Here is a 20093-nt window from a genome sequence, read left to right on the forward strand (position 1 = left end):
TCCTTGCAGATTCCGTGATCGGTTCAGCGGCGGGTGCTGGCGCGCGGGCCGGCGTATTCGTCGTCGCCGACGTGCTCGAGCCAGTCGACCTCATCGGTCTCCCACAGCGCGATATGCGTCATGAAGTGGTCCGGAGCGGCACCATGCCAGTGCTCCTCCCCCGGCGGCGTCCAGATCACGTCGCCCGGGTGGGCTTGGAGGATCTCGCCGCCACGGGACTGGACCAGGGCGATGCCCTCGACGATGTAGAGGGTCTGGCCCAGCCCATGGCTGTGCCAGGCGGTCCGGGCGCCGGGTGCGAAACGCACCGCGTTCGCGCGGGCGCGGGAGGGTTCCTCACCGCGGTAGATCACATCGGCCCAGGCGTCGCCGGTGAACCACTGGGCGGGCAGCTTCATCGTCGGCTGCTTGTTCAGCAATTCCATCAGGTGGTGCTCCTTTGTCGCCGTTCGCCGTCAGGCGGTGGCCTGCTCGTCGCCGATCTGCTTGAGCAGGTTGATCGCGGTCATGGCGTTGGGCCAGCCGGCGTAGAAGGCGAGGTGCGTGATCGCCTCGGACAGCTCCTCCACGCTCAGCCCGTTCTCCAGCGCCACACGGAGGTGGTAGCCGAGCTGCTCACCGCGGTAGAGCGCGGCCAGCACGCTCACGGTCACCAGGCTGCGATCCCGCGGAGACAGTCCGGGCCGCTCCCAGACGTCGCCGAAGAGGACCTCATTGGTGACCTCGACGAGCTTGGGCGCGATGCCAGCCAGCTCCTGGGGCGCGGACTGCTTCGCCATCGGGCGACTCCTTCACTCGCAAACGTTGTGGAAACGGGCATTCCCACTCTGGGGTCGGGGGCCCGTCCCGGCAGTCCGGAGCCTCTCGTCCGAGGTGTCCGCCGGGAGCCGCCATAGCGACCACTGCCGAGGAAACCGCAGGTCACGCGCGGGTGGAAGGTACGGCCGTTACAGGTACTGACAGGACCCCCCTCGCCCGGGCCCGCCCGCCTAGCCTGGAAGACGTGAGTACCGAGAGCGACATCCGTGACTTCCTGGCCTCCCGACGCGCCAAGATCACCCCGCAGCGGGCCGGGCTGCCCGCCTACGGCGGCAACCGGCGCGTACCCGGCCTGCGCCGCGAGGAAGTCGCCCTGCTCGCCGGCGTCAGCGTCGACTACTACGTCCGTCTGGAACGCGGCCACCTCGCCGGGGCCTCCGAGGAGGTCCTCGACGCCGTCGCGAACGCCCTGCAGCTCGACGAGGCCGAACGCGCTCACCTCTACGACCTGGCCCGCGCCGTCGCCCGACGTCCCGCCCGCCGTACCAAACGCGTTCGCGGCCCGCTCCCGGACAGTGTCCTGCGCGTCCTTCACTCCATGACCGACTCCCCGGCCTTCATCCGCAACGGCCGCCTCGACATCCTCGCGATCAACCGCCTCGGCCACGCCCTGTACGCCCCGCTGTACAGTGATGACGCTCCGCGCCCGGTCAACGTCGCCCGCTTCCAGTTCCTGAACCCGTACGGCCGTGACTTTTTCCCCGACTGGGAGCAGTCGGTACACACGACCGTGGCCCTGCTGCGCACCGAGGCCGGACGGGCTCCCGGCGACAGCGAGCTGACCGGGTTGATCGGTGAGCTCGTCACCCGCAGCGAGGAGTTCCGCACCGCCTGGGCCAAGCACAACGTGCGCCTGCACCACACCGGCCGCAAATCTTTCCGGCACCCGGCCGTAGGCGAGATCACCCTGGACTTCGACGCGATGGAATTGCCCGCGCAGCCCGGCCTGACCCTGACCGCATACAGCGCCGGCCCGCACACTCCGGCCCACGACGCGCTGCAAGTGCTGGCCGCCTGGGCCGCCTCCGAGGACGCTTCCGCAGCCGCCGACATCAGCAGCCACTGAACAGCATCTCCGGGCCGGGCCCCGATTCCATACCGCAGGAGGCACCACCATGCACACGCGAATCCTCGGCTAGGGCCTTGAAGTCTCGGCCATCGGCTTGGGCTGCATGGGCATGTCCCAGAGCTACTTCCATCTCGTCGAGGCCGTTTAGGATCACCATCATTGCGCCGCCTTTGAGGAGGTCGGCTACGGCAGTGTTTCCGAAGTCGGATCCGTCCAAGAATTCGTAACTGTGCCGCAACCGGTCCGCGGCCCACTTGTCTAAGTCGTCATTCGACGGATTCCATCGGTCGGCGGGCAGCAGGATGGGAACCGGTTCACGATCGGGGACTGTCGCCCTGGGTGGCCAACACGGTCAAGCTCGGGCCCTTCGCGAACGTGGCGTCGGCCAGGCTGTTCGAAAGCCTCTCGGGGACGACCGATGTGACGGAGGCCGGGAGCTGGACGACTCCGGCTCTGTGGAACCGTCTGTGAGCGAGATGCGTGACCGGTAGCGGTGGACGTGGCTCCCGGCCTGGAAACACGGAACGATGAGCTGCCCGTTGCCAGCAACTGGGTAAAGGTGATAATCGGTAGGCGCTGCACGGACGCTAAGTACTGTTGCTTGCCGATCCGGACGGCCCGACACCAAGTCTTTGGCCTGCCCATCCGGGATTCGACCGGGCAAGTTGGCCGCGCAGGGCGTAGTACTCGATCAACTAGTGGGGAACGTGGCACAAGCAGGATCGCACTCAGCGGCCGGCCAGATGATCGGGTACCTCTACCAGTGCGAGCTGGCCCTCTTGGAGCTGGCCGAACGCAGTTGGGACGACCCTGCGGCCGAAGTGCGCATGGAGGTGCTCGACGACATCGAGTTCCTCCACGGGAGCGGGACGCCTGAGGAACTGCTGCAGTCCAAGCACCGTGGCGAGGCCGGGCAGCTCAGCGAGACCGGCAAGGACTTCTGGCGCTCGGTCGCTTCATGGATCGACGCTTTGAAGACGCTCGGCAATCCGGGCGCCGAGTCGATGCCGCTGCTGCGGCTGGTGACCACGCAGGTGGCCGCCGAAGGCACCTTCTTCTACCTGCTGCGTCGAGGGCCCCAGCGGGACGTACCTGCCGCGCTTGCCCGTATGGAAGAGGTCGCGGATGCAGAAGCTCCGCAGACCACGGCCGACGAACGCAAGATGTTCCTGGAACTGTCCCTGCCGCAGCGCTACCAGTTCGTCGACGCCCTCGTGGTCAGCGACGGCTCCCCGGTGATGTCAGACCTCGACCCTACTCTGGCCAAAGCGATGGGAATCCGGGCCAATCAGCAGGACGCGGTCCTCGACCAGATCAAGGGGTGGTGGTACCGCGTGGCCGTACAGCTGTTGGAGCGCAAGGACCCCGCGCGGCGGCGCACGTCGGTCTCGGCACAGGAACTCCTGTGCCGTCTCGACGAAGTGAGCGACCAGTTCGCCGGGGAAAACCTGCCCATCACCGAAGAGCTGCGCCGCCTGACCCAGGCGGAGATCGCCGCCTACGACCGCGACCTGGTGGTCGCACAGATGCGTTGGGTCGGCCTCAGGGACCGGGCTATCGCCACCTACCTGCGCGACTACCACCATGCGCGGGCTCAGCGCTCCGAATGGCTGCGCACCTTCAAGATCACCGAAGAGGGCCTGTCGGACTACGAACAGCGGCTGTGGGACGAGTGGGACCACATCTTCGCCGATCTCACCGATGACCTCGATGACGACAGCGATGAGACCGACAAGCGCGCCGTCGGCAAGGACGTGCTGCGCAAGACGATGGACAAGGTGGCCGACGAGCCGGCACGTCTGGGCAGCAACACTGTCGGCTGGGTTGGCCGGGGCACCATGCACAGCCTCGCCGACCGCGCCGACACCGACGACGGCCCCGGCTGGCATCCCGACTTCCCGGCCCTTTGCCAAAATCACACTGACGAGCAGGAGCAGTGACGGTGCCTTCCCCCAGGCGTCTCCCGGAGGCTCAGGCTCTGCTCAACCCCGCTTTCGGCGCCTACCTGCTGGCCTGCAGCGTCAACGCGGCCACCAAAACCGGTGCCCGCAACCCTCTGTCCTGGCCGGCCGCTTTCCTCGTCCTGCCGTTCGTCCTGCCTGCCGACACCCGCGCCGACCTGCCGGTCAAAGCCAGCCGCGCCATGGCCGCCTGGCTTACCGAACATCCCCGCCATCAGGCCGCCTTCGCCGAGCGAGCCGCAGCGCTGACCGACTACACCCGAGCCAGTCTGCGTACCGGCCTGCGCCACCGGGCCCTGGAGATAACCGGTGATGGTCTGCGGTGTCCCCGAGCGCCCCGCTCTGCCACCGCTGAGCACGGCAGCGAAGTCGCCGACTGCGCACGGCGCGCGGCCCTGATCGGGCGGTGGCTGGCCACGACCGAGCTCGTGACCGCGTACACCCTCCTCGGCGTCCGCCCATAACCCACCCCCCTCGTGCCTTCCTCGCCCCGCAAAGGAGCAGCAGACCCGCCATGCAGCTACTCGCCCTGGCCCTTTACCACCGAGACGGCCGGCCTGATCCCCGGGTCATCCGTTTCCGCCCCGGGGCGCTGAACATCCTCACCGGCGAATCGGAGACCGGAAAGTCCGAAGTCCTCGACATCGTCGAGTACTGCCTGGGCCGCAAGAAGCCCAACTTCCCCGACGAACCCATTGACCAGACCGTCGGCTGGTACGCCGTCCTGGTCACCTTCGGCACCACCCGGATGGTCCTGGCCCGGCCCCGCCCGGTCGGGGACTCCACCACCAAAGCCATGATCCGTATCGGCGACGAAAGCCTCGACCTGCCCCGCGGCGACGAACTGCGGCCGGACGCCGACGTCACCGCGCTGCGCAGTCAGCTCTCCGCCCGCCTGGGCATCGAGGACTTCCGCTTCCAGCCACCCACGGGCGCCGCCCGCTACCCCTTCGACGTCTCCATCGCGCAGGCGGCTCTGCTGTGCTTCCAGAAGCAGAACGAGATCGCCAATCAGAGCGCACTCTTCCACCGCCAGAGCGAAAACGGCATCGCACAGGCGATCAAGGACACCCTCCCCTACTTCCTCGGCGCCGCGGGCCCCGAACAGGCCCTACGCCGCCACCAACTCGGCGAGGCGCTGCGCGAACAGCGCGCCGCCCAACGCAAACTCGATGATGCCGTCCGCCGCAGGGACGGCATCGACACCCGCCAGGCAGCCCTGCTGCGCCTGGCGGAACGCGAAGGACTCCTACAGGACCTCCCACCGGCCCTGGACCCGCAGCAGACCCGATCCCTGCTCGACCAGGCCCTGGCTGTCACACCCATCACCGTCGACGGACCGACCGACCTGCAAGACCGCCGACAGGCACTCGCCCAGGAGCGCCGGGAACTCCGCGAGCGCTGGCAGCAGCTCAACGACGCCCTGGCCATGGTGGACCGCTGGCACCAGCAAGGCCACGCCTTCACCGGAGAACTCCACCTGCAGCTCGACCGGCTCAAAACCCTCGACCTGCTCGGGCCCGAAGACGACGACCGGCACGCCGACGTCTGCCCCCTGTGCGCCCGCCCGCTAGACGCCCCCGACCCCTCCGCCGCCGACATCACCACCCTGACCCGGCACCTGGCCGACGAACTCACCCACGCCGAAACCCTCCAGCCCGTACGCGAAGAACACCGCCGCAGCCTGGAAGACCAACGGGAGACCGTCGCCGAGCGCATGCGTCTCAACGGCGCACAGCTCAAGGAGCTCAACGCCAGCGACGATCGGATGAGGAACCTGCAAGACCAGCAGGTCCGCGTCGCCTACGTCCAAGGACGCATAGCTCAGGAACGCGCCGCCGCCGGCGACCTCTCCGAGGACGACGTACGCAGGCTCCGCAACGACCTGACACTGGCCCAGGAACGTGCCGAGGCTCTCCAGGACATGGTCGACGAAGACGACGTCACCGCCGAGACAGAGCGCCGACTCACCGATGTCGCCGCACTCATGACGCCCTGGGCTCAGCGACTGAGCCTCGGCCAAGCCGCAGCAGCCGAAGAGGTCCGCATCAGCCTCTCCCAGCTCAACGTCATCGTCCGACGCCCCGAAGGACGCCTGCCCCTGACCCGCATCGGCAGCGCGAAGAACTGGATCGGCTACCACCTCGTCGCCCACCTGGCCCTGCACACCTACTTTCTGCGCCAACACAGGCCAGTGCCCAGGTTTCTGATGCTGGACCAGCCCACCCAGGCGTTCTTCCCCGAGAAGATCCGTGACGCCACCACAGTGGAGGACGCCGACTGGGCAGCCGTCACCGCCTACTTCAAGCTGCTGCACGACGTGGCCGAACAAGCCGACGGAGGCATTCAGATCATCGTCTGTGACCACGCCAACCTGCCCGACGACTGGTTCCAGGACGCCGTCGTCGAAAACTGGCGCCCTCAGGACGGCCGGCGCCGGGCGCTGATTCCTGTCCACTGGCTTGAGTGATCTTGACGTTCATCGACCACAGACCCATGCAATGAGCGCTGCCGGCAGTTGGACGGGTAGCCCAATGCCCCTCACCGTGGGGTGCGAGGGGCAGGAGGTCCGGCCGAACAAGGCACCGGCCCTCCAGAGGGCCGCACTGTTCCTCGGACCGATCGACGGGCGACTCAGCAGCCGAAGTCGATGAGGTTGAACGTGGCGTAGTGGTCGGAGGTGTAGTAGTCCTCCTCGTACTCCTCACCCGTGACGATGCGGCGCGCACCGCGCGTGGAGGAGCCCGGGGTCTTCACGGTGTACTCGTGATAGTAGCCAGACGGATGACTGGGCAGGACACCCTCCGAGTTGCGGAAGACGGTCCCGTCCTGCGAGTACGGGAACGGCCCGTCCGACGCGATCAGGTCCAGCGTGTCGTACGCCTGCGACGGCAAGTCGCTGTAGCAGATGCTGCCGACCGAGCTGACAGCGGCGTCCGCCGTGGCGGCGGTGACGGTGCCGCCCACGAGGAGGGCGGACAGCAGGGCGCCGGCGGCGCCGAGGCGGGTGATTCGTGGGGGGAATCTCATGGCTCAATGATGACGCGCGTAGACGATGTCATGACAATGACAAGAAGGTTGAATTTCCCGCCACGTCTCGTAGTTTTCACGGCGTTAACCCATGCACGGACATTGTGCTCGCAGTGCGGTGGCTGCACGGGCGGCAATGGATAGGACGAGGGGTGGGCGGTGAGGACAGGGCCGCGCCCGGAACGTCGCGTGATGGGCGAGGCCATCGCTGGGGACCGGATGTCTGACCAAGCTGCAGCGTATGAACGCCTTCTTCTCGCGGACGTGAATACCGACACCGGCACGCCAGCGCTCATGCACGCCCTGGAGTCTTTCAGCACCCTTGTTGAGAGCGGCGCCTGCGGCGGTACAGAGCAGGGCGGTCGTGGCGGTGCGGAACACGGTGGTTCTCGAGACGTCGGGGGTCGGCATCGGATACCGGTAGTCACGCCGCACGTGCGGTGGCGGCGTTTCTGCGATGCGTCAGAGACTAGGTTCGATGCCGGCGACCGCCCCAGCAGGCTGGCTCCCGTCGTTGCCCGGGGGAGGGAACAGCACCACCCTCCAACAGGGCCGCGGTACCCCCTACTTGGCAGCCGTGATCCACCCGGGTGGGCAGCCGCACGTGATCGCCTCAGCCGTCGTCACGGGTGGCGTTCCGGTATCTGGGGCGCGGCTTTCCGCTGCCTCATGCGCCTGTGCCGGTGGGCTCGTGGTGGCCGTCGGGAAACTGCCAGCCGTTGGTGATGATGTCGAAGACCTCCTCGACGGCTGCTCCGCGGTCCTTCTGCCGTTGCGCCACGCCAGGGATCTCCAGGACGAAGCGGGCCAGGGCGGCGCAGGCGACGTTGTCGTGATCCGCTCCGTACTCGTCGGCAATGGCCGCGGCGAGAGTGTCGGCGTGCCGGGTCCACATGCGCTCGGCATAGGCGCGCAGCGCCGGGGTGGTGTTGACCAGCTGAGTGAACTTCGCTGTTTGCGGGTGTGCGGCGATCGGCAGCCAGGTGGTGAGTACGTGCTCCCGCAGGGCGTCGAGAACGCTCCGGCCTGCGGGCCGTCCTCGTACGGCCGCGACCAGGCGGCCTTCGTCGTCCAGCGAGCCCGCACACCGCGTGGGCCCGAGCTCGCCGTGATCCACCTAGCCCAAACTCGGAATACTGCCTCTTCACCAGTCGTCGCGCGTGACGGCCGAGGGAGTGATCGGCGGTGTCACTGGCACCCTGGCGGCTCCCGCATCCTTGCTGCTGGCCAGGTACGACGGCGTGGGCTGTCTGCGGCTGATCGCCCGATCCACCTCTCTGCCCGCCACAGTGCGGCGAGATCTCGCCGGCCGCCCCTCCCATGTCAGCCCCGTTGATCTGAATATGTCCCATGCGCAGCAGCTTCAGGGGGAAGTCGACCCGTTGTTGATGGTCCAGGTGTCACCGTTGCAGACCGGGGGGCCATATGTGTATTTCTTGCCCGACTGGGTCGTGCCGACTATTTGATAATTTTGGTGACACTCTCCGTCACGGCCTCCTAGGCGATTGATGCTGGAGCCGGTGTCCCCTCCTGGCTTTGCGCCCGCGACCTGCACCAGGTGGCTCGCCGGGTCGTACTTTGCCGTAAGACGATTGATTTCGAAGTGAATTCCCTCGGTGGTCTGGTTCTTGATCTTAAATTGAGGTGCCGGCTCGCAGGAGGTGAGGCTCGCCAACGCGAATGGCAGGCCGATACAGGCGAGTATTTTCCTCCCTCGCCCTTGGATGTGCTGGTTCACCTGCTGCCTTCCTCTGTTTTGGCGGGTACTGCCGTCTGCCGGAGCTGTGCCCGTTCACCCTTCCGCCTCTGGGCCTTGTATGCCGAGTGGGTGACGAGATGGCCGGCTGACCGGTGTGTCGTATGCGCATACCGTATGACGACGTGGTATCGCAGCGATCAAGAACTGTCACGGGCCACCGGCTCTACGAGGTCAACCTGATTACTCACTGGTGCTCGGGGCGGTGGCGGTGGAGCCATCGATGGTCCAGGTCTTGCCCCTGCACACGGGCGGGCCGTAGACGTATCTCTTACCTGAGGTGGCTCCGATGGCGATGAGCCTGACGTCTTTGCTGCAGTTGTTGTTGTACAGGCCGGGGATATTGTTGATGTCGGGGCCGGTGTCTTTGCCTGGTCCTACCCCTTTCAGGGGACGTACGTCAGGTTTGGAGCCGACGGGCGAGGACACGCTTGTGTAAAGCCTGAGTGCTTCGGATGTCTTGTTGTCGACGGTGAACACCGCTCCTGGCTGGCATGCTGCGGTGCCGAGGAGGACGACGGCGAGGCCGCTGAGAGTCAGCAGTGGTCGGCGGCGATCATGTGCGTGCGTGGCCGTCCTGGTGTCCGGCGCTGTCATGCCAACTCCTTGCTTGAGTGTGTGCGTCTGATCTGCCCGGGTATGCACTGGTTGAGGCTGATCGTCCGGCCCAGCGCCAAGGTGCCAGACCCGAGTTCCGCGTCGGGTACGCGATGGAGCACCCGGCTGGCCGGGGGTCGTGAAGGCACAACACGCGGCACACCGGCAAGCCGGAATACCAGCCCTAGGGCTGGCGGTCCGTTCTCAGAGTGCGGGTACGGTGGTGAGGAAGAGGGGTGATCCGGGGTCGGTCATGGTGTTGTCGACGCCGTGGCTGGTGCCGGTGATGTCCGGTGAGTAGTTGTTGGTTTCGTTGTGGGCTCAGTCACTGATGGGTGTGCCGCCGACGTCGAGATGGTGGAAGGCGGTGCCGTCCCAGCCGAACTCGAAGATGCGGTGCGGTTCGCTGTAGAAAGTGACGATGGGTCCGGCGACGTCGTTGTCGAGGCGTTTGGGCATGGTGTTGTTGAAGAAGACGTTGCGGTAGCCGGAAGAACCGGACCACCTGAGGGCCTTCTGGCCGGCGGCCCACCAGATCGGGTACCAGTCGGAGTCGTCGGTGCCTCCGCCGCCTTCCTCTCCGCAGTTGACGGTGCAGTTCGCGGAGCGGTGGGCGTAGGGCACGTGGACGGTGTTGAGTTCGAAGAGGTTGTTGCGTTCGTAGCCGCCGTGCAGGTTGAGGTCGGAGTCGAGGTCGTTGCCGATGGCGACGTTTCCGCTGGCGGACCACTGGAAGGTGAAGTGGCGCAGGTTGCGGGAGATGTTTCCGGCGTAGATGGAGTCCCAGACGCGGGAGCCGCGGAAGTAGCCCCGGCCGCCCTTGCCCTTGTTCCAGGCGCCGTCGAGGTAGTTGCCGGTGATGGTGAGGTTCTTGGCCTCTTCGGTGACGATGGGGTGGGAGCCGGTCATCTCGGTGTGGATGCCGTGCACCCAGCCGTTGACGGCCCACTTGAACAGGATGCCGTTCATCGCGCCGGCCGGGTCCATGTTGCCGTAGTTGTGGGTCGCGTCGCTACGGCTCAGGTTCGGCTCGTCCTGGGTGAGGTAGAAGTTCTCGAAGCCCACGCCCAGGACGGGATCGACCAGCGGGGAGGCTTCGGAGTCGAAGGTCGTACCTCCGATCTGGGCGGAGCCGTCGGATATGGAGGTGACGGAGACGTCGTACTCCAGGGGCCTGTCCACGGTCCGACGCTACAGCAGCAGGTTGCCATCACCCTGGCACGGAAGAACGAACCGCTGCTGGCCGCCGAGGTACGCGAGCTGATCTATGCGCACTTTCCCTACGAGCCGGCGGTCGACTCTCAAGCCGTCCGGGCCGTGCTGGAGAAGGGTCGGAGTTCGTACGAGTGCAGCGGTATCGCTGGCAGCTCGGTTGCGAGGTCGCGCCGCGGCAGTCTTGAAGGCGGCGAACTACCGCACGCTGGCCGCAGGCGGTTGGTCGTGCGGTTCAAGGCAGCAGCGCACATGCCGCGTCACGATGCTTCGCCAACGGCGTTGCGACCGTAGTCACCACACTGATAAGAATCGCAATGTAAGAGCGTTGTTTATCTCGAACGCCGAAGAAGGACGAACCGACGATGGCACAGCAAACCATTATCCAGCTGCTTGATGACCTCGACGGGTCCGAGGCGTCCGAGACGATCGTGTTCGGCCTCGACGGGAAGACATACGAGATCGACTTGAACGACAAGAACGCGACCAAGCTGCGCAAGGCGCTTGAGCCGTATGTCGGCAAGGGCAGGAAGACGAACCAGGGGCGCGGCAGTAAGCGTACGAGTGCGGGGCGTGTTGCCGACAGCGACACGGCGCAGATCCGTGCGTGGGCCAAGGAGAACGGTTACGAGGTGAACGACCGTGGTCGCGTCCCGGCAGACATCAAGGAGGCGTACGCGAAGGCCAAGGCCGCGTAGCGCATACCCGGAAATGAAGAACACCCCGTGATCGACCAACGGACACGGGGTGTTCTTCGTTGGTGGTACGGGGTGGTGATGTCAGTGGATCACCCGGGACTCTGGTCCGCCCAAATGGACGATCTCGCCGTTCGCTTCGGGATTCTTCGGAATGACCTGGATATATACGCGGATCGGCTCCGTTTTCTCTCCCGAGTCGGGGTTCGAGAGACCTATGATGTAGCCACGAACTGACCGACCGTTGAGGGGTGAGCGTGTGTCCTCGACCCATCCGTCGAAACAAGTAGGTCGCCGTCGTACGTGATGACGTGGGCGTAGCCGAGGTGACGGGATGCGGATGGCAGTGAGGGCCGCGGTGGCGCCTGCTGGTCCAGTGCGGACACACGGTAGTGGAGTCGCCGGACGGAAACGGCATCGTGGTTCTGGCGGAGGGGTCAACTGCCGGTGCGTGACTACTGAACTGGAACTCGTGATGTCGGTCGACTCATGCTGGCGGCGGCAGGGTCCAAGACGCCGGCTGTTACGGGCTCGGGTTCAGGACGATGGCTGTAGCCAGCGCTGCGCCGCGGCGAGATTCACCTCGACGTCGTCACTCCAAGAGCAGATCTCCAGCCATGAGAGGTAGCCGCCTTGCGCGAAGACCAGGACCTCGCCCGGGCACTCGCCGGTTTCGGTGAACAGCTGTACGTTGGCAGCCACGACGGTGCCGGGGCCCGTTGGCGCGGGTTCCACTGCATCGGCGCCAAGGTCGAAGTAGGCAGTGCCGCACCCGCACTTGCAGCGGGATTGCACGCTGAGTTGAGGCACCTGCCGTCGGAGGGCGACGTGAATAGGTTCGTCCGGGTTCAGGACGAGGTCAAGCACGTCGGCTACGTCCTCGGGCAGACTTTCATTCATGCGGCCACCGTAGCTGACCAGCAGCTTTGGGCTTCGACCAATTTCGGGTCCGTTGACCCGACGCTCCCCGGCGAGGCAGCCGTCCATGACCTCCGGCCGGTACGGCAGCATCTTCAGTTTGCGCTTCACGCCGTGGGTGATCTGGCCGAGGTCGGCCGCAGCAAGGTTGCCGATGTCACGCTTGACCAGCGACCAGATCCCCTCGGTCGGGTTCAGGTCCGGGGCATAGGTGGGCAGCTGGAACACGGTGAGCCACTCGGCGTTCGTATCGATGAACTCGCGCATGCCGACCGTCAGGTGCAGGCGGCCGTTGTCCCAGACCAGCACGATCGGGCCGCCGAGCTGGATGCGAGCGCGGACGATCAGGTCGCGGAAGTCGCGCCAGCCGAAGCCCTTCGGCTCGTCCTTGCGACCCCGGTACTCGCGGACCGCGTAGATCAGCCGGGACGGCTGACCCAGCTTGTAGCAGGCCATACCCGCCATCGACACGCGCCCGGAGCCCCGGCCCCTCACCCTCATGACCGGGGTCTGTCCGATCCGGCCCCAGATCCTGGCGCGCGGCGGAGCGTGGTGCCAAGGCCGCAGGATGCGACTTAAAATCTCGTGCTGGTAGAGACCTGCAACCCAGCGTCGAGCGCTGGGGGTCGCCAGATTCGATGGCGTCTCCACGCTGCCTTTGACCGGGGTGGCTCGATCTCTACGCAAGTGGTGGTGACCTGAACGCCTCGATGGCGGCCCGGACTGTGCGGAGTGTCAGGCTGACTGCTGTGGTGTCTGCTCGTCGGCTTGGGGAGCGGCTGTCTCGGGGGTGGTGTAGAAGACGGATGATCCCTGCTTGCTGCGCTGGGCCTGGTTCTTGGCCACGAGCCCTTCCAGTGTCGTGCGGACCACGGTGGTCTTCACAGCACGGTCGGGGTGCTGCTGTTGCAGCGCCGTGGTGATCTCGGCAGCTGAACGGGGCTCGGCCTGGCTGGTCAGGTGCTCGCGTACCAGGTCCACCAGCTTGGGGCCGGCCGACCGCGGGGCCGGCGTCGCCACGGCGGCCTTCGTGCCGGCGCGCTTCTTTTTCGCCAGGGCCGGCTTCTCGCCCGTCGTCTGCTTGCCCGCACCGGTTGATACCGCCTTCTTGCGCGGAGTGGGCACTGCCGTGACCGGCTCGGGGGCAGGCGCATCGGACTCCGCGGGCACGCCGAGCGCCCCCTGGATGTTCACCAGGACAGTGTGATCGTGCCGTAGGGCGACCAGTTGATTCTGCAGCGCTTCGATCTCACCGGTGAGGCGTTCCTGCTCCTTGCGATTGCGTTCCAGATCACTGGCGACCTGGGCGCTGTACTGGGAGGTCAACTCGGTGCCCTGGGCGGTGGTTTCAGACATGCCACTCACATTCTTCCTTGTTGCTGCGGCCGATGAACGGTGAGCCCATGGCGTTGGCGATGTCGAAGGTTGATGTTGTTCTGCCCGCTGCTCGGGGAGCAGAGGCAGTTATTGACGCACATCATTCTCGTAGCGATAGTACGGAAGACGGCCGTGTTGTTCTCTGCTTGTGTGGCTGTGATCTGGCGCTCGGGGAGGTGAGCGAGCAGCATGGTGCGGCCTCGGTCCACGAACATCCTCCTGTACGAGGACTCCAACCACATGCACTGGCATGCCTACCACCGAGAGGAAAAGGTGGAGATCCCGGCGACCACGGAGAACGCCACCTGGTCCAACTCTGGCCCGCACCCGAAACACCCCCGGTGCACCCGGACATCAGCGAGGAGGACCAGCACGCGCGCGCCGCATGCGCCGCGGACCAAGCCCTGGCTGTGGACGACTACACCATCACCTAATTATTGATGCCACCACGGTGCAAGAGTGCTGGGCGGTACGGAGGTTGCAGCGCCGGGTGACGGCGTCTGTCGCGGCCGGTATCACCAGCCACGCGTCGGCCAGCGGTGACCTGCGCAGACGATCACGGCGGCCGCAGTGGCGGGCTTGGCACACAGGCCCTTCTTTGCATCGCCGGAAGTCGCGTTCGACTCGGCGAGCGTGTTGGTGTCCAAGGGCGGAGCGCGAAATCGACGAGTTCCCGTGAGCACGAGGCAGGGCCGACTCCCGACACCGGAACTCGTGCCTGCAGCGTCACCGCGGTGAGTCGGGCAGTGCGGTGAGCAACTGCTTGTCCGTCACCACGGCCAGCGACAGGGTGCGATAGCCGACCGACTTGAACAGGATGGTGATCTTGCCGTCACCCTCGCTCATGACCTCGCCCTGGCCCCAGTGGTCATGGTGCACGCGGACGCCCGGCAGGTAGGCGTGTTCGTCCACGGTGGGGCGTGCGCCCGTTTCCGCCGCCCGGACGGCACCGGTGGCGGCGCTCGTGCGCGCACCGGCCCGGGGCCACCGGCGCCGCCGTGCGGTCGCCTTGTACGGATGTTCGGCGTCCCCGGACCGCCCAGGCCTCAGCCTGACCGCAGGCTTGACCACCGCCCCCGTGCAGTTGTCGCATGCCTCGCACGGGACGCGGACGGAGTCGCCGAAGTATCCAAGGAGGAACTGCCGTCGGCAGTCGGTCGTCTCGGCGTACCCGCGCATCATGTCGACCCGGGACTGTTCGAGCTTGAGGTGCGTGGCGTGGACGGCGAGTGCGCTCTGCAGAGCGGCGTCGACGTCGTCATCCGCGGCGCCGAGCGGGCCGGTGAAGCGGCTGCCGTCCCGTCCGGTACGGACGGCGCCGGCTTCCTCCAGCAGGTTCAGTACGGCGGACAGTGCCGTCGCGCCGAGTTCGCAGTCGGCTCGGAGCCCGGTTGCGCTCACGGTGCCCGCGTCGCCGCGCAGGCGCTCGGCGACGCGGCGCAGTGCGTCGGCGTCGGGAGCACCGGAGGCGAAGAAGCGTTGCAGACCCAGGTCCTGCGGGCGGTAGGCGAGGATCGCCCTGGCCGGTGCGCCGTCGCGGCCGGCCCGGCCGATCTCCTGGTAGTAGGCGTCGAGAGAACCGGGGACGGACGCGTGCAGCACGAATCGTACGTTCGCCTTGTCGATGCCCATCCCGAACGCCGAGGTCGCCACGACCACGTCGAGTTCACCGGAGCTGAACCGGTCCTGGGTCTGGCGGCGTTCGGTGGGGGAGAGGCCCGCGTGGTAGCCGGCGGCGGACAGCCCGAGGCCGCTCAACTGCTCCGCATAGCTGTCCGCTGCCTTCCGTGTTCCGGCGTACAGGATTCCCGGCTTCTCCTCGACGGCCGCCCGCTCCACGACGAACCGCTCCTTGGCGGCCGCGTCCTGGAAGGCGGACACGTCCAGGTGGATGTTGGGACGGTCGAAGCCGGCCACTATCTCCACCGGGTCGTTCATGCCGAGACGTTCGGCGATGTCGCGTCGCACCGGGGCTGCCGCGTTCGCGGTCAGGGCGAGTACCGGCGGATTGCCGAGCCGCTCCCGCGCGTGCCGCAGCCGCAGGTAGTCCGGCCGGAAGTCGTGCCCCCAGGACGACATGCAGTGTGCTTCGTCCACCACCAGCAGCCGGGGACGGACGGCGGCGATCCGGTCTGTGACATCCGGTTTGGCGAACTGCTCAGGGGCGAGGAAGACCACGTCGACCGAAGAGGAAGTGATGCGGGCCCATGCCGTCTCGTTGTCGTTCTGACGCTGCGCGGAGTTGATGGCGGCGGTGCGCAGCACGCCGGATGCCAGCAGGCTCTGCATCTGGTCCCGCTGAAGCGCGATCAGCGGCGAGACGACCACGACTGGACCGCCGAGCAGGACGGCGGGCACCTGGTACACGGCGGACTTGCCCGCGCCGGTTGGCATGACGGCGAGTACGTCGCGCCCCTTCATCACGGCCTTCATCGCGGTCAGTTGGGCCGGACGCAACCGCTGCCAGCCGAAGACCCGACGCGCGGTGCCGCGCAGACGCCGGGATGTGAGTGTGAGCATCGTTCTCCTTGAAGCGTGAGCGTCCAACCGCTGGGTGTCTGGCGGCTACCCCGGTTCGCCGGAATATCGCCTCGCGCGATTCGGTCGCTCTTGTCAAGACCTGAGGACTCGTCAGCTCGATGTGTGTCTCGTCGATCTTCGTGCAGGGGTGCGCGACATGCGGCTCTTCAGGGGGAAGGGAGAGAAGATCACTGGCCGCGCGAGGCTCCGGGCCGAGGGTGTCCGCCGGGCCTGACCACTACGCCGACTGCTGTCAGGGCCAGAGCCACGACCACGCGGCCCGCTCGCTTCGCGCCGAGAGGAGACCACCCGAGCTGCCCGGCGAGGCACACAAGGCAAAGGTCGGCGCCGGGCCGCCTCCTGTGGCGGGTGCGACCCGACGCGGTAACCGGACGCAGGCTGAATGACGGGAGGCTGGCTCCGGTCACGTCATGGGTCTCACCGGTGGTGCGGTGAGGTCAGGTAGTGCTGCCGGAGGAGTTCCTTACCGTAGTCGTTGCCGTTGGGCGTGCGGATGATGGAGTGGACATGCTTCTGGGTGGGGGTGCCGCCCTGGGTCGCGCCGTAGGCACCGGCCAGCGGACCCGGAGCCTGGCACTCGACCTCGACCCAGACGACGGGCGTCGTCGAGCAGACCTTCGCCCTGCTCCACCAGTTCAAACGCCTCGCCGTCCGCTGGGAACGCCGAACCGAACTCCACGACGCCTTCGTCTTCCTTGGCCTGCTGCCTCATCTGCTGGAGACGGCTGAAGAAGCACCGACCATGATCATGGAACGAGCTGCTGGCTACACCTCACACCACTTACCCAGAGGGCCGGCCGCCCCCGTCTGGGTGAACTCGTGCACCAGGTTCCACGCTCGATCGATATCCAGGACAAAGGCGCCCGTGAACGCAGCGACGCGGGATCTCCCGGACGAGCTCGGCTCGTTCCAGACCGCTCACAAACGGCTGATTCCCGACCCAAGCCGCGGGACCCTGATCTTCTCCAGCACACGCACGAACCGGGTGCAGTCGGCACGCTGCCCCGGGCGCGGTCGCGGCGAGCCAGGTAGCCGGCCTCCGTTGTTCGAGGTGAAGCCCATGCACCGCCTGGTCCGCTCTCTCAATCCCGGCTGCCTCCTGTTGCGGCGGTCAACCGCCGTCGGAGATGCCGATCGCCAGCATCTGGTCGGCGTCTACCTCGGCGGGAACAGAACACCCCAGCTCTTGCTGGATGGCTCGCGTGGCGTTGGCGAAGGCATCGGCGCGCTCGCCGCTGTTGATGGCGCTCCGGTGTCCGGTGAGTTGTTCCAGCCGGGCGGGGTTTTTGCCGTAGTCGTTGTCGGGGTAGAGCGGGTCGAAGGAGGAGAGGATGTCGCCGTCTTCGGCGTAGGCGATCCAGGACGATCCCGACTCACTCTCCCGCACGGACAGGGCGGCCGTGCCTCGAGAGACCCTGGCGAGGATCTCGTCGGCGGCCAGGTAGGTGCCTTCCGTCTCGACCGCGAAGGACCAGCTGGCGTATGTGCCGGCGCGGAGCAGCGTCACGTCTCCCCCGAGGAGTCCTGCTTCGTGGAGGGCGTCAGGATCCAGGTGGGGCAGGTCGTCGGCGGTGATGCCCTCTCCGAGCATCGTGATGGTCTCGGCTTCCGCCCGGCTCACTGCGACCGGCTGGACGAGGGTGCCGGCTGCTCGGGTGAGGAGTTCGGCAGGGGACATGTCCTTGGCGAAGATCGTGCTGTACCCGAACTGGTACAGGCGCATGTTCGGAAAGGTCTCGGTGCTCATCATGGCCTCGGCGAGGGGGTCGGTCGGCTGCCTGCCGGCTGCCCGGCCTCAAGGGCCGGGCAGCGGTGGTCTGTGGCGGTTAGTTCTTGTTCCCGGCGTCGACCCAGTATGCGTCTCCGCCAATGAGGCGCCACTGTTTGGTCTTGCGTCCGAGTTCGCCGCCGACGCCCTCGTTCTGGTCCTTGGGCATGCTGGCGCGGGCGCACAGCGCGTTCGCTGGGGGCATCTTGCCCTGGTTGAGGCCGGGCCAGGTCAGCGAGAGGTACTGCTTGCCGTCGATGGTCTGGGAGACGACCGAGTACTGCTGGCACACCTTGCCCGAGGTGACCCCTTGCTGGGCGCCGCTCTCCTTGGACTTGGCGAACGGGAACTCGTCGCACTGGACGGGCTTGGGCGTGCTCTCGTTGGCCGTGAACGTGCTGTCGCACACCTTCTCACGGTTCTTTCGGGCGACTGTTTCGTTCGCCTCCCGGTGCAGAGGCTGCCCCTTGCCCTCCCAGCCGGGGTGGCTGTTCATGCTGGCCTGGGTCATGCCGATGAACTGTCGTGCCTCGCTGTACTTGGTGGGGATTTCCAGGGTCGGCGTGAAGGAGGGCACCACGCAGCCGGGGAGGGCACCGACCTCGTTGTCACAGCGCACTTCCCAGCCCGCGCTCTGGTTCACCCCCCAGGTGTAGGAGCCCTTCGCGTTGGCGTAGGTGGCGGTGAGTGTGTATTCGAGCATCAGGCTGTCGTGCAGCGTATTCTTGGTCCAGTTCCGCTGCCAGGTGCCCTCTTTCTCCGAGAGCAGAGAGACGGGTGCCGGGCCTGTCCAGGGGCCCGGGCCCTGCTGGCACGCGGAAACGCATTCGGCCTTGACCGCGACATTGAAGCCGCTGATCAGAGCTCCCGTGACACCCTGCACACGCAGGAAGAAGTCTTCGCTGAAGCTGACGTCGGTGTTCTTGGTGTCGACCTGCTGCTTGACAGTCAGAAAGGCCTCACCGAGAAGTTCCCCGTTTTCTGTGTCGATCAGCTTCATATCGACGACCTGGCCCTCGCAGATGGATGTCCGGGTCACATGCACCACCCCCTGCTGCTGATCGTCGCACCAGGTGATCCCGCCGCCCGCTGCCGCCGCCCTCGCGACGCTCTTGGGCACCTGTGACGGGGCGGCGATTTCCATACACAGCACGCTGGTTTGGCCTGCGGCTGCCGCCCGCTCCCTCGTCTGGTCACACGACGGGGCGCTGCTGGCTGTCGTACGTGGCCGGACAATCTGCGGCGGGCCACCGGAGCCGGCATACGAAGTGGCGGAAACAGCCGTCCGCGTGGAACTGGTCATGTTGTCGGCGACGGCACTGCCGCTCCCACCCGCCACAAGTACGAGCGCGGGCATCATCATGAAGACTCGTCTGAGTCGCACGTCTTCTCCCCTGTTGACGTGTCCGTGCGCGCTGGTCATGCGCGCACGCCAGGCAGCCCGGTGGGGACAAATCCCGCACCAGACTCAGCGGAGCCGATCATGAAGCGCACAGAAAAGTCAAAGGACTTACACAGAACAAGCCACAGGCGCTCGCCACCCGGCGGTCAACGCCCCGTGGGTCAGCTGCCCGCCGCCAAGGATCCTTCCTTCTCAGTTACCGGCTCGCGGCCATGAGGGCTGCTTGCTGATCCTTTGCAATCCGAGCGGCCGAGATGTGTCGAGCAGGCCGAGGCCGGGCGGAACGGGGAACCGGCGAGAGAGAGGGAGCGTCTCTGGGGGGATGTGACCGCGCATCTGTCCCGGCTCGGGACGGGGCGAAGCGTGCCTCGCTCCAGCCTGCACGTCACGCGCACGGCGAGACCACCATCCTGCCGGTCTGCGACGCTCTGGCCGAGCTCACCCCGTCCGGCGAAGTCCGCACCGGTTGCAGCCGCGACCCAACCGCCCGCCCGACAAGCGAGGTTGGGAGGGGCTCACGGTCTTGCTGGAGGTGGCATTGACACACGCGTCGAGCCACAGGTGGCGTTAATGGTTTGAACTGGGCTCTGGCACAGATCTTGTGGAGCGGTCGCGGAGGGTGACAGCGTTCGATGCAGGGCACGAGTCCGGGTCAGTCAGCGTTCCCGCATTCTGGTCCACCACCAGCCGAACATCGCCAACTCGATGTTGTTGGGTTCCGGCAAGGTTCGGCGTTCGAACTCCTCATCGATGCGAGCGATCAGCCGGCCCAAGTCCCGTTTAGCCCCAGGAGGAAGGCATCGCATTGCCCACTCCAGGTCATCACGGGCATCTTCCACCTCAATCCCGGGCGAACATGCCTCGGAGGCGTCCAGATACCGTCCGTGCTGCTTGAAAGCCCACTCGAAGCGAGAGAGCGCATCGGCGACCGCATTGGGCCACATCTCC

General features: G+C 66.5%; 18 protein-coding genes and 1 pseudogene. 5 read left to right on the forward strand and 14 right to left on the reverse strand.

Features of this window, described 5'->3' with window-relative positions:
• Positions 1–23: 23 nt before the first annotated feature.
• Complete coding sequence (locus tag MB828_RS41215; protein WP_301652629.1) at positions 24–425, reverse strand: (R)-mandelonitrile lyase; 402 nt, start codon at positions 423–425, stop codon at positions 24–26.
• Positions 426–455: 30 nt separating this feature from the next.
• Positions 456–779 (reverse strand): carboxymuconolactone decarboxylase family protein, encoded by a 324-nt coding sequence (locus MB828_RS41220; protein WP_301652630.1) that lies wholly within the window; start codon positions 777–779, stop codon positions 456–458.
• A 224-nt stretch (positions 780–1003) separates the two neighbouring features.
• Here MB828_RS41220 and MB828_RS41225 point away from each other — a divergent pair, with 224 nt between their 5' ends.
• From MB828_RS41225 to MB828_RS41240, 4 genes are all read left to right on the forward strand, one after another.
• Positions 1004–1885 (forward strand): helix-turn-helix transcriptional regulator, encoded by an 882-nt coding sequence (locus MB828_RS41225; protein WP_301652631.1) that lies wholly within the window; start codon positions 1004–1006, stop codon positions 1883–1885.
• Positions 1886–2631: 746 nt separating this feature from the next.
• The gene (locus MB828_RS41230) at positions 2632–3828 is read left to right on the forward strand and encodes an ABC-three component system protein (protein ID WP_301652632.1); all 1197 of its coding nucleotides are present in this window, start codon (positions 2632–2634) and stop codon (positions 3826–3828) included.
• Between the two features lie 2 nt (positions 3829–3830).
• On the forward strand, positions 3831–4313 hold the full coding sequence (locus MB828_RS41235) for a three component ABC system middle component (RefSeq protein WP_301652633.1): 483 nt from the start codon (positions 3831–3833) through the stop codon (positions 4311–4313).
• Between the two features lie 50 nt (positions 4314–4363).
• Positions 4364–6319, forward strand: a complete 1956-nt coding sequence (locus tag MB828_RS41240) for a DUF3732 domain-containing protein (RefSeq protein ID WP_301652634.1) — start codon at positions 4364–4366, stop codon at positions 6317–6319.
• A 164-nt stretch (positions 6320–6483) separates the two neighbouring features.
• Here MB828_RS41240 and MB828_RS41245 read toward each other — a convergent pair whose 3' ends face one another.
• The 5 genes from MB828_RS41245 to MB828_RS41265 all read right to left on the reverse strand — a co-directional run bounded on the left by MB828_RS41245 (position 6484) and on the right by MB828_RS41265 (position 10414).
• On the reverse strand, positions 6484–6879 hold the full coding sequence (locus MB828_RS41245) for a ribonuclease domain-containing protein (protein WP_301652635.1): 396 nt from the start codon (positions 6877–6879) through the stop codon (positions 6484–6486).
• A gap of 667 nt (positions 6880–7546) precedes the next feature.
• Positions 7547–7996: a hypothetical protein gene (locus tag MB828_RS41250; protein ID WP_430381500.1), complete on the reverse strand. Its 450-nt coding sequence runs from the start codon at positions 7994–7996 to the stop codon at positions 7547–7549.
• Between the two features lie 246 nt (positions 7997–8242).
• Entirely contained in the window at positions 8243–8617 is a 375-nt protein-coding gene (locus tag MB828_RS41255; protein WP_301652636.1) for a hypothetical protein, read from the reverse strand.
• 201 nt (positions 8618–8818) lie between these two features.
• Positions 8819–9232 (reverse strand): hypothetical protein, encoded by a 414-nt coding sequence (locus MB828_RS41260; RefSeq protein WP_301652637.1) that lies wholly within the window; start codon positions 9230–9232, stop codon positions 8819–8821.
• A 321-nt stretch (positions 9233–9553) separates the two neighbouring features.
• A complete protein-coding gene (locus MB828_RS41265; protein ID WP_301652638.1) occupies positions 9554–10414 on the reverse strand; it encodes a hypothetical protein in 861 nt (286 codons plus the stop codon).
• A gap of 395 nt (positions 10415–10809) precedes the next feature.
• On the opposite strand from MB828_RS41265, the gene MB828_RS41270 reads away from it, so the two are divergent.
• Positions 10810–11142 (forward strand): histone-like nucleoid-structuring protein Lsr2, encoded by a 333-nt coding sequence (locus MB828_RS41270; RefSeq protein ID WP_301652639.1) that lies wholly within the window; start codon positions 10810–10812, stop codon positions 11140–11142.
• A 963-nt stretch (positions 11143–12105) separates the two neighbouring features.
• On the opposite strand, the pseudogene MB828_RS47060 reads toward MB828_RS41270, so the two are convergent.
• From MB828_RS47060 to MB828_RS41305, 7 genes and pseudogenes are all read right to left on the reverse strand, one after another.
• Positions 12106–12603 (reverse strand): annotated as a pseudogene (locus MB828_RS47060) (transposase); the annotation flags it as partial.
• A gap of 189 nt (positions 12604–12792) precedes the next feature.
• On the reverse strand, positions 12793–13413 hold the full coding sequence (locus MB828_RS41280; protein WP_301652641.1) for a hypothetical protein: 621 nt from the start codon (positions 13411–13413) through the stop codon (positions 12793–12795).
• Between the two features lie 747 nt (positions 13414–14160).
• Positions 14161–15954, reverse strand: a complete 1794-nt coding sequence (locus MB828_RS41285) for a RecQ family ATP-dependent DNA helicase (RefSeq protein ID WP_301652642.1) — start codon at positions 15952–15954, stop codon at positions 14161–14163.
• 438 nt (positions 15955–16392) lie between these two features.
• Entirely contained in the window at positions 16393–16614 is a 222-nt protein-coding gene (locus MB828_RS41290) for a DUF3500 domain-containing protein (RefSeq protein ID WP_430381501.1), read from the reverse strand.
• Positions 16615–17086: 472 nt separating this feature from the next.
• Positions 17087–17698, reverse strand: coding sequence for a DUF6461 domain-containing protein (locus MB828_RS41295; protein WP_301652643.1), 612 nt, complete (start codon positions 17696–17698; stop codon positions 17087–17089).
• A gap of 103 nt (positions 17699–17801) precedes the next feature.
• Positions 17802–18887, reverse strand: coding sequence for a NucA/NucB deoxyribonuclease domain-containing protein (locus MB828_RS41300; protein ID WP_301652644.1), 1086 nt, complete (start codon positions 18885–18887; stop codon positions 17802–17804).
• Positions 18888–19801: 914 nt separating this feature from the next.
• Positions 19802–20089, reverse strand: a complete 288-nt coding sequence (locus tag MB828_RS41305; RefSeq protein ID WP_301652645.1) for a hypothetical protein — start codon at positions 20087–20089, stop codon at positions 19802–19804.
• Between the last annotated feature and the right edge of the window lie 4 nt (positions 20090–20093).

Source organism: Streptomyces arenae (genome assembly GCF_022343545.1).
Classification (GTDB): domain Bacteria; phylum Actinomycetota; class Actinomycetes; order Streptomycetales; family Streptomycetaceae; genus Streptomyces; species Streptomyces humi.

What these genes read in the sequence shown, in the direction of transcription:
- MB828_RS41280 (WP_301652641.1), bottom strand. Translation starts at nt 13,413, where the DNA reads ATGTCTGAAACCACCGCCCAGGGCACCGAGTTGACCTCCCAGTACAGC.
- MB828_RS41305 (WP_301652645.1), bottom strand. Translation starts at nt 20,089, where the DNA reads ATGTGGCCCAATGCGGTCGCCGATGCGCTCTCTCGCTTCGAGTGGGCT.
- MB828_RS41240 (WP_301652634.1), top strand. Translation starts at nt 4,364, where the DNA reads ATGCAGCTACTCGCCCTGGCCCTTTACCACCGAGACGGCCGGCCTGAT.
- MB828_RS41220 (WP_301652630.1), bottom strand. Translation starts at nt 779, where the DNA reads ATGGCGAAGCAGTCCGCGCCCCAGGAGCTGGCTGGCATCGCGCCCAAG.
- MB828_RS41230 (WP_301652632.1), top strand. Translation starts at nt 2,632, where the DNA reads ATGATCGGGTACCTCTACCAGTGCGAGCTGGCCCTCTTGGAGCTGGCC.
- MB828_RS41215 (WP_301652629.1), bottom strand. Translation starts at nt 425, where the DNA reads ATGGAATTGCTGAACAAGCAGCCGACGATGAAGCTGCCCGCCCAGTGG.
- MB828_RS41260 (WP_301652637.1), bottom strand. Translation starts at nt 9,232, where the DNA reads ATGACAGCGCCGGACACCAGGACGGCCACGCACGCACATGATCGCCGC.
- MB828_RS41245 (WP_301652635.1), bottom strand. Translation starts at nt 6,879, where the DNA reads ATGAGATTCCCCCCACGAATCACCCGCCTCGGCGCCGCCGGCGCCCTG.
- MB828_RS41300 (WP_301652644.1), bottom strand. Translation starts at nt 18,887, where the DNA reads ATGGAAATCGCCGCCCCGTCACAGGTGCCCAAGAGCGTCGCGAGGGCG.
- MB828_RS41285 (WP_301652642.1), bottom strand. Translation starts at nt 15,954, where the DNA reads ATGCTCACACTCACATCCCGGCGTCTGCGCGGCACCGCGCGTCGGGTC.
- MB828_RS41295 (WP_301652643.1), bottom strand. Translation starts at nt 17,698, where the DNA reads ATGCGCCTGTACCAGTTCGGGTACAGCACGATCTTCGCCAAGGACATG.
- MB828_RS41270 (WP_301652639.1), top strand. Translation starts at nt 10,810, where the DNA reads ATGGCACAGCAAACCATTATCCAGCTGCTTGATGACCTCGACGGGTCC.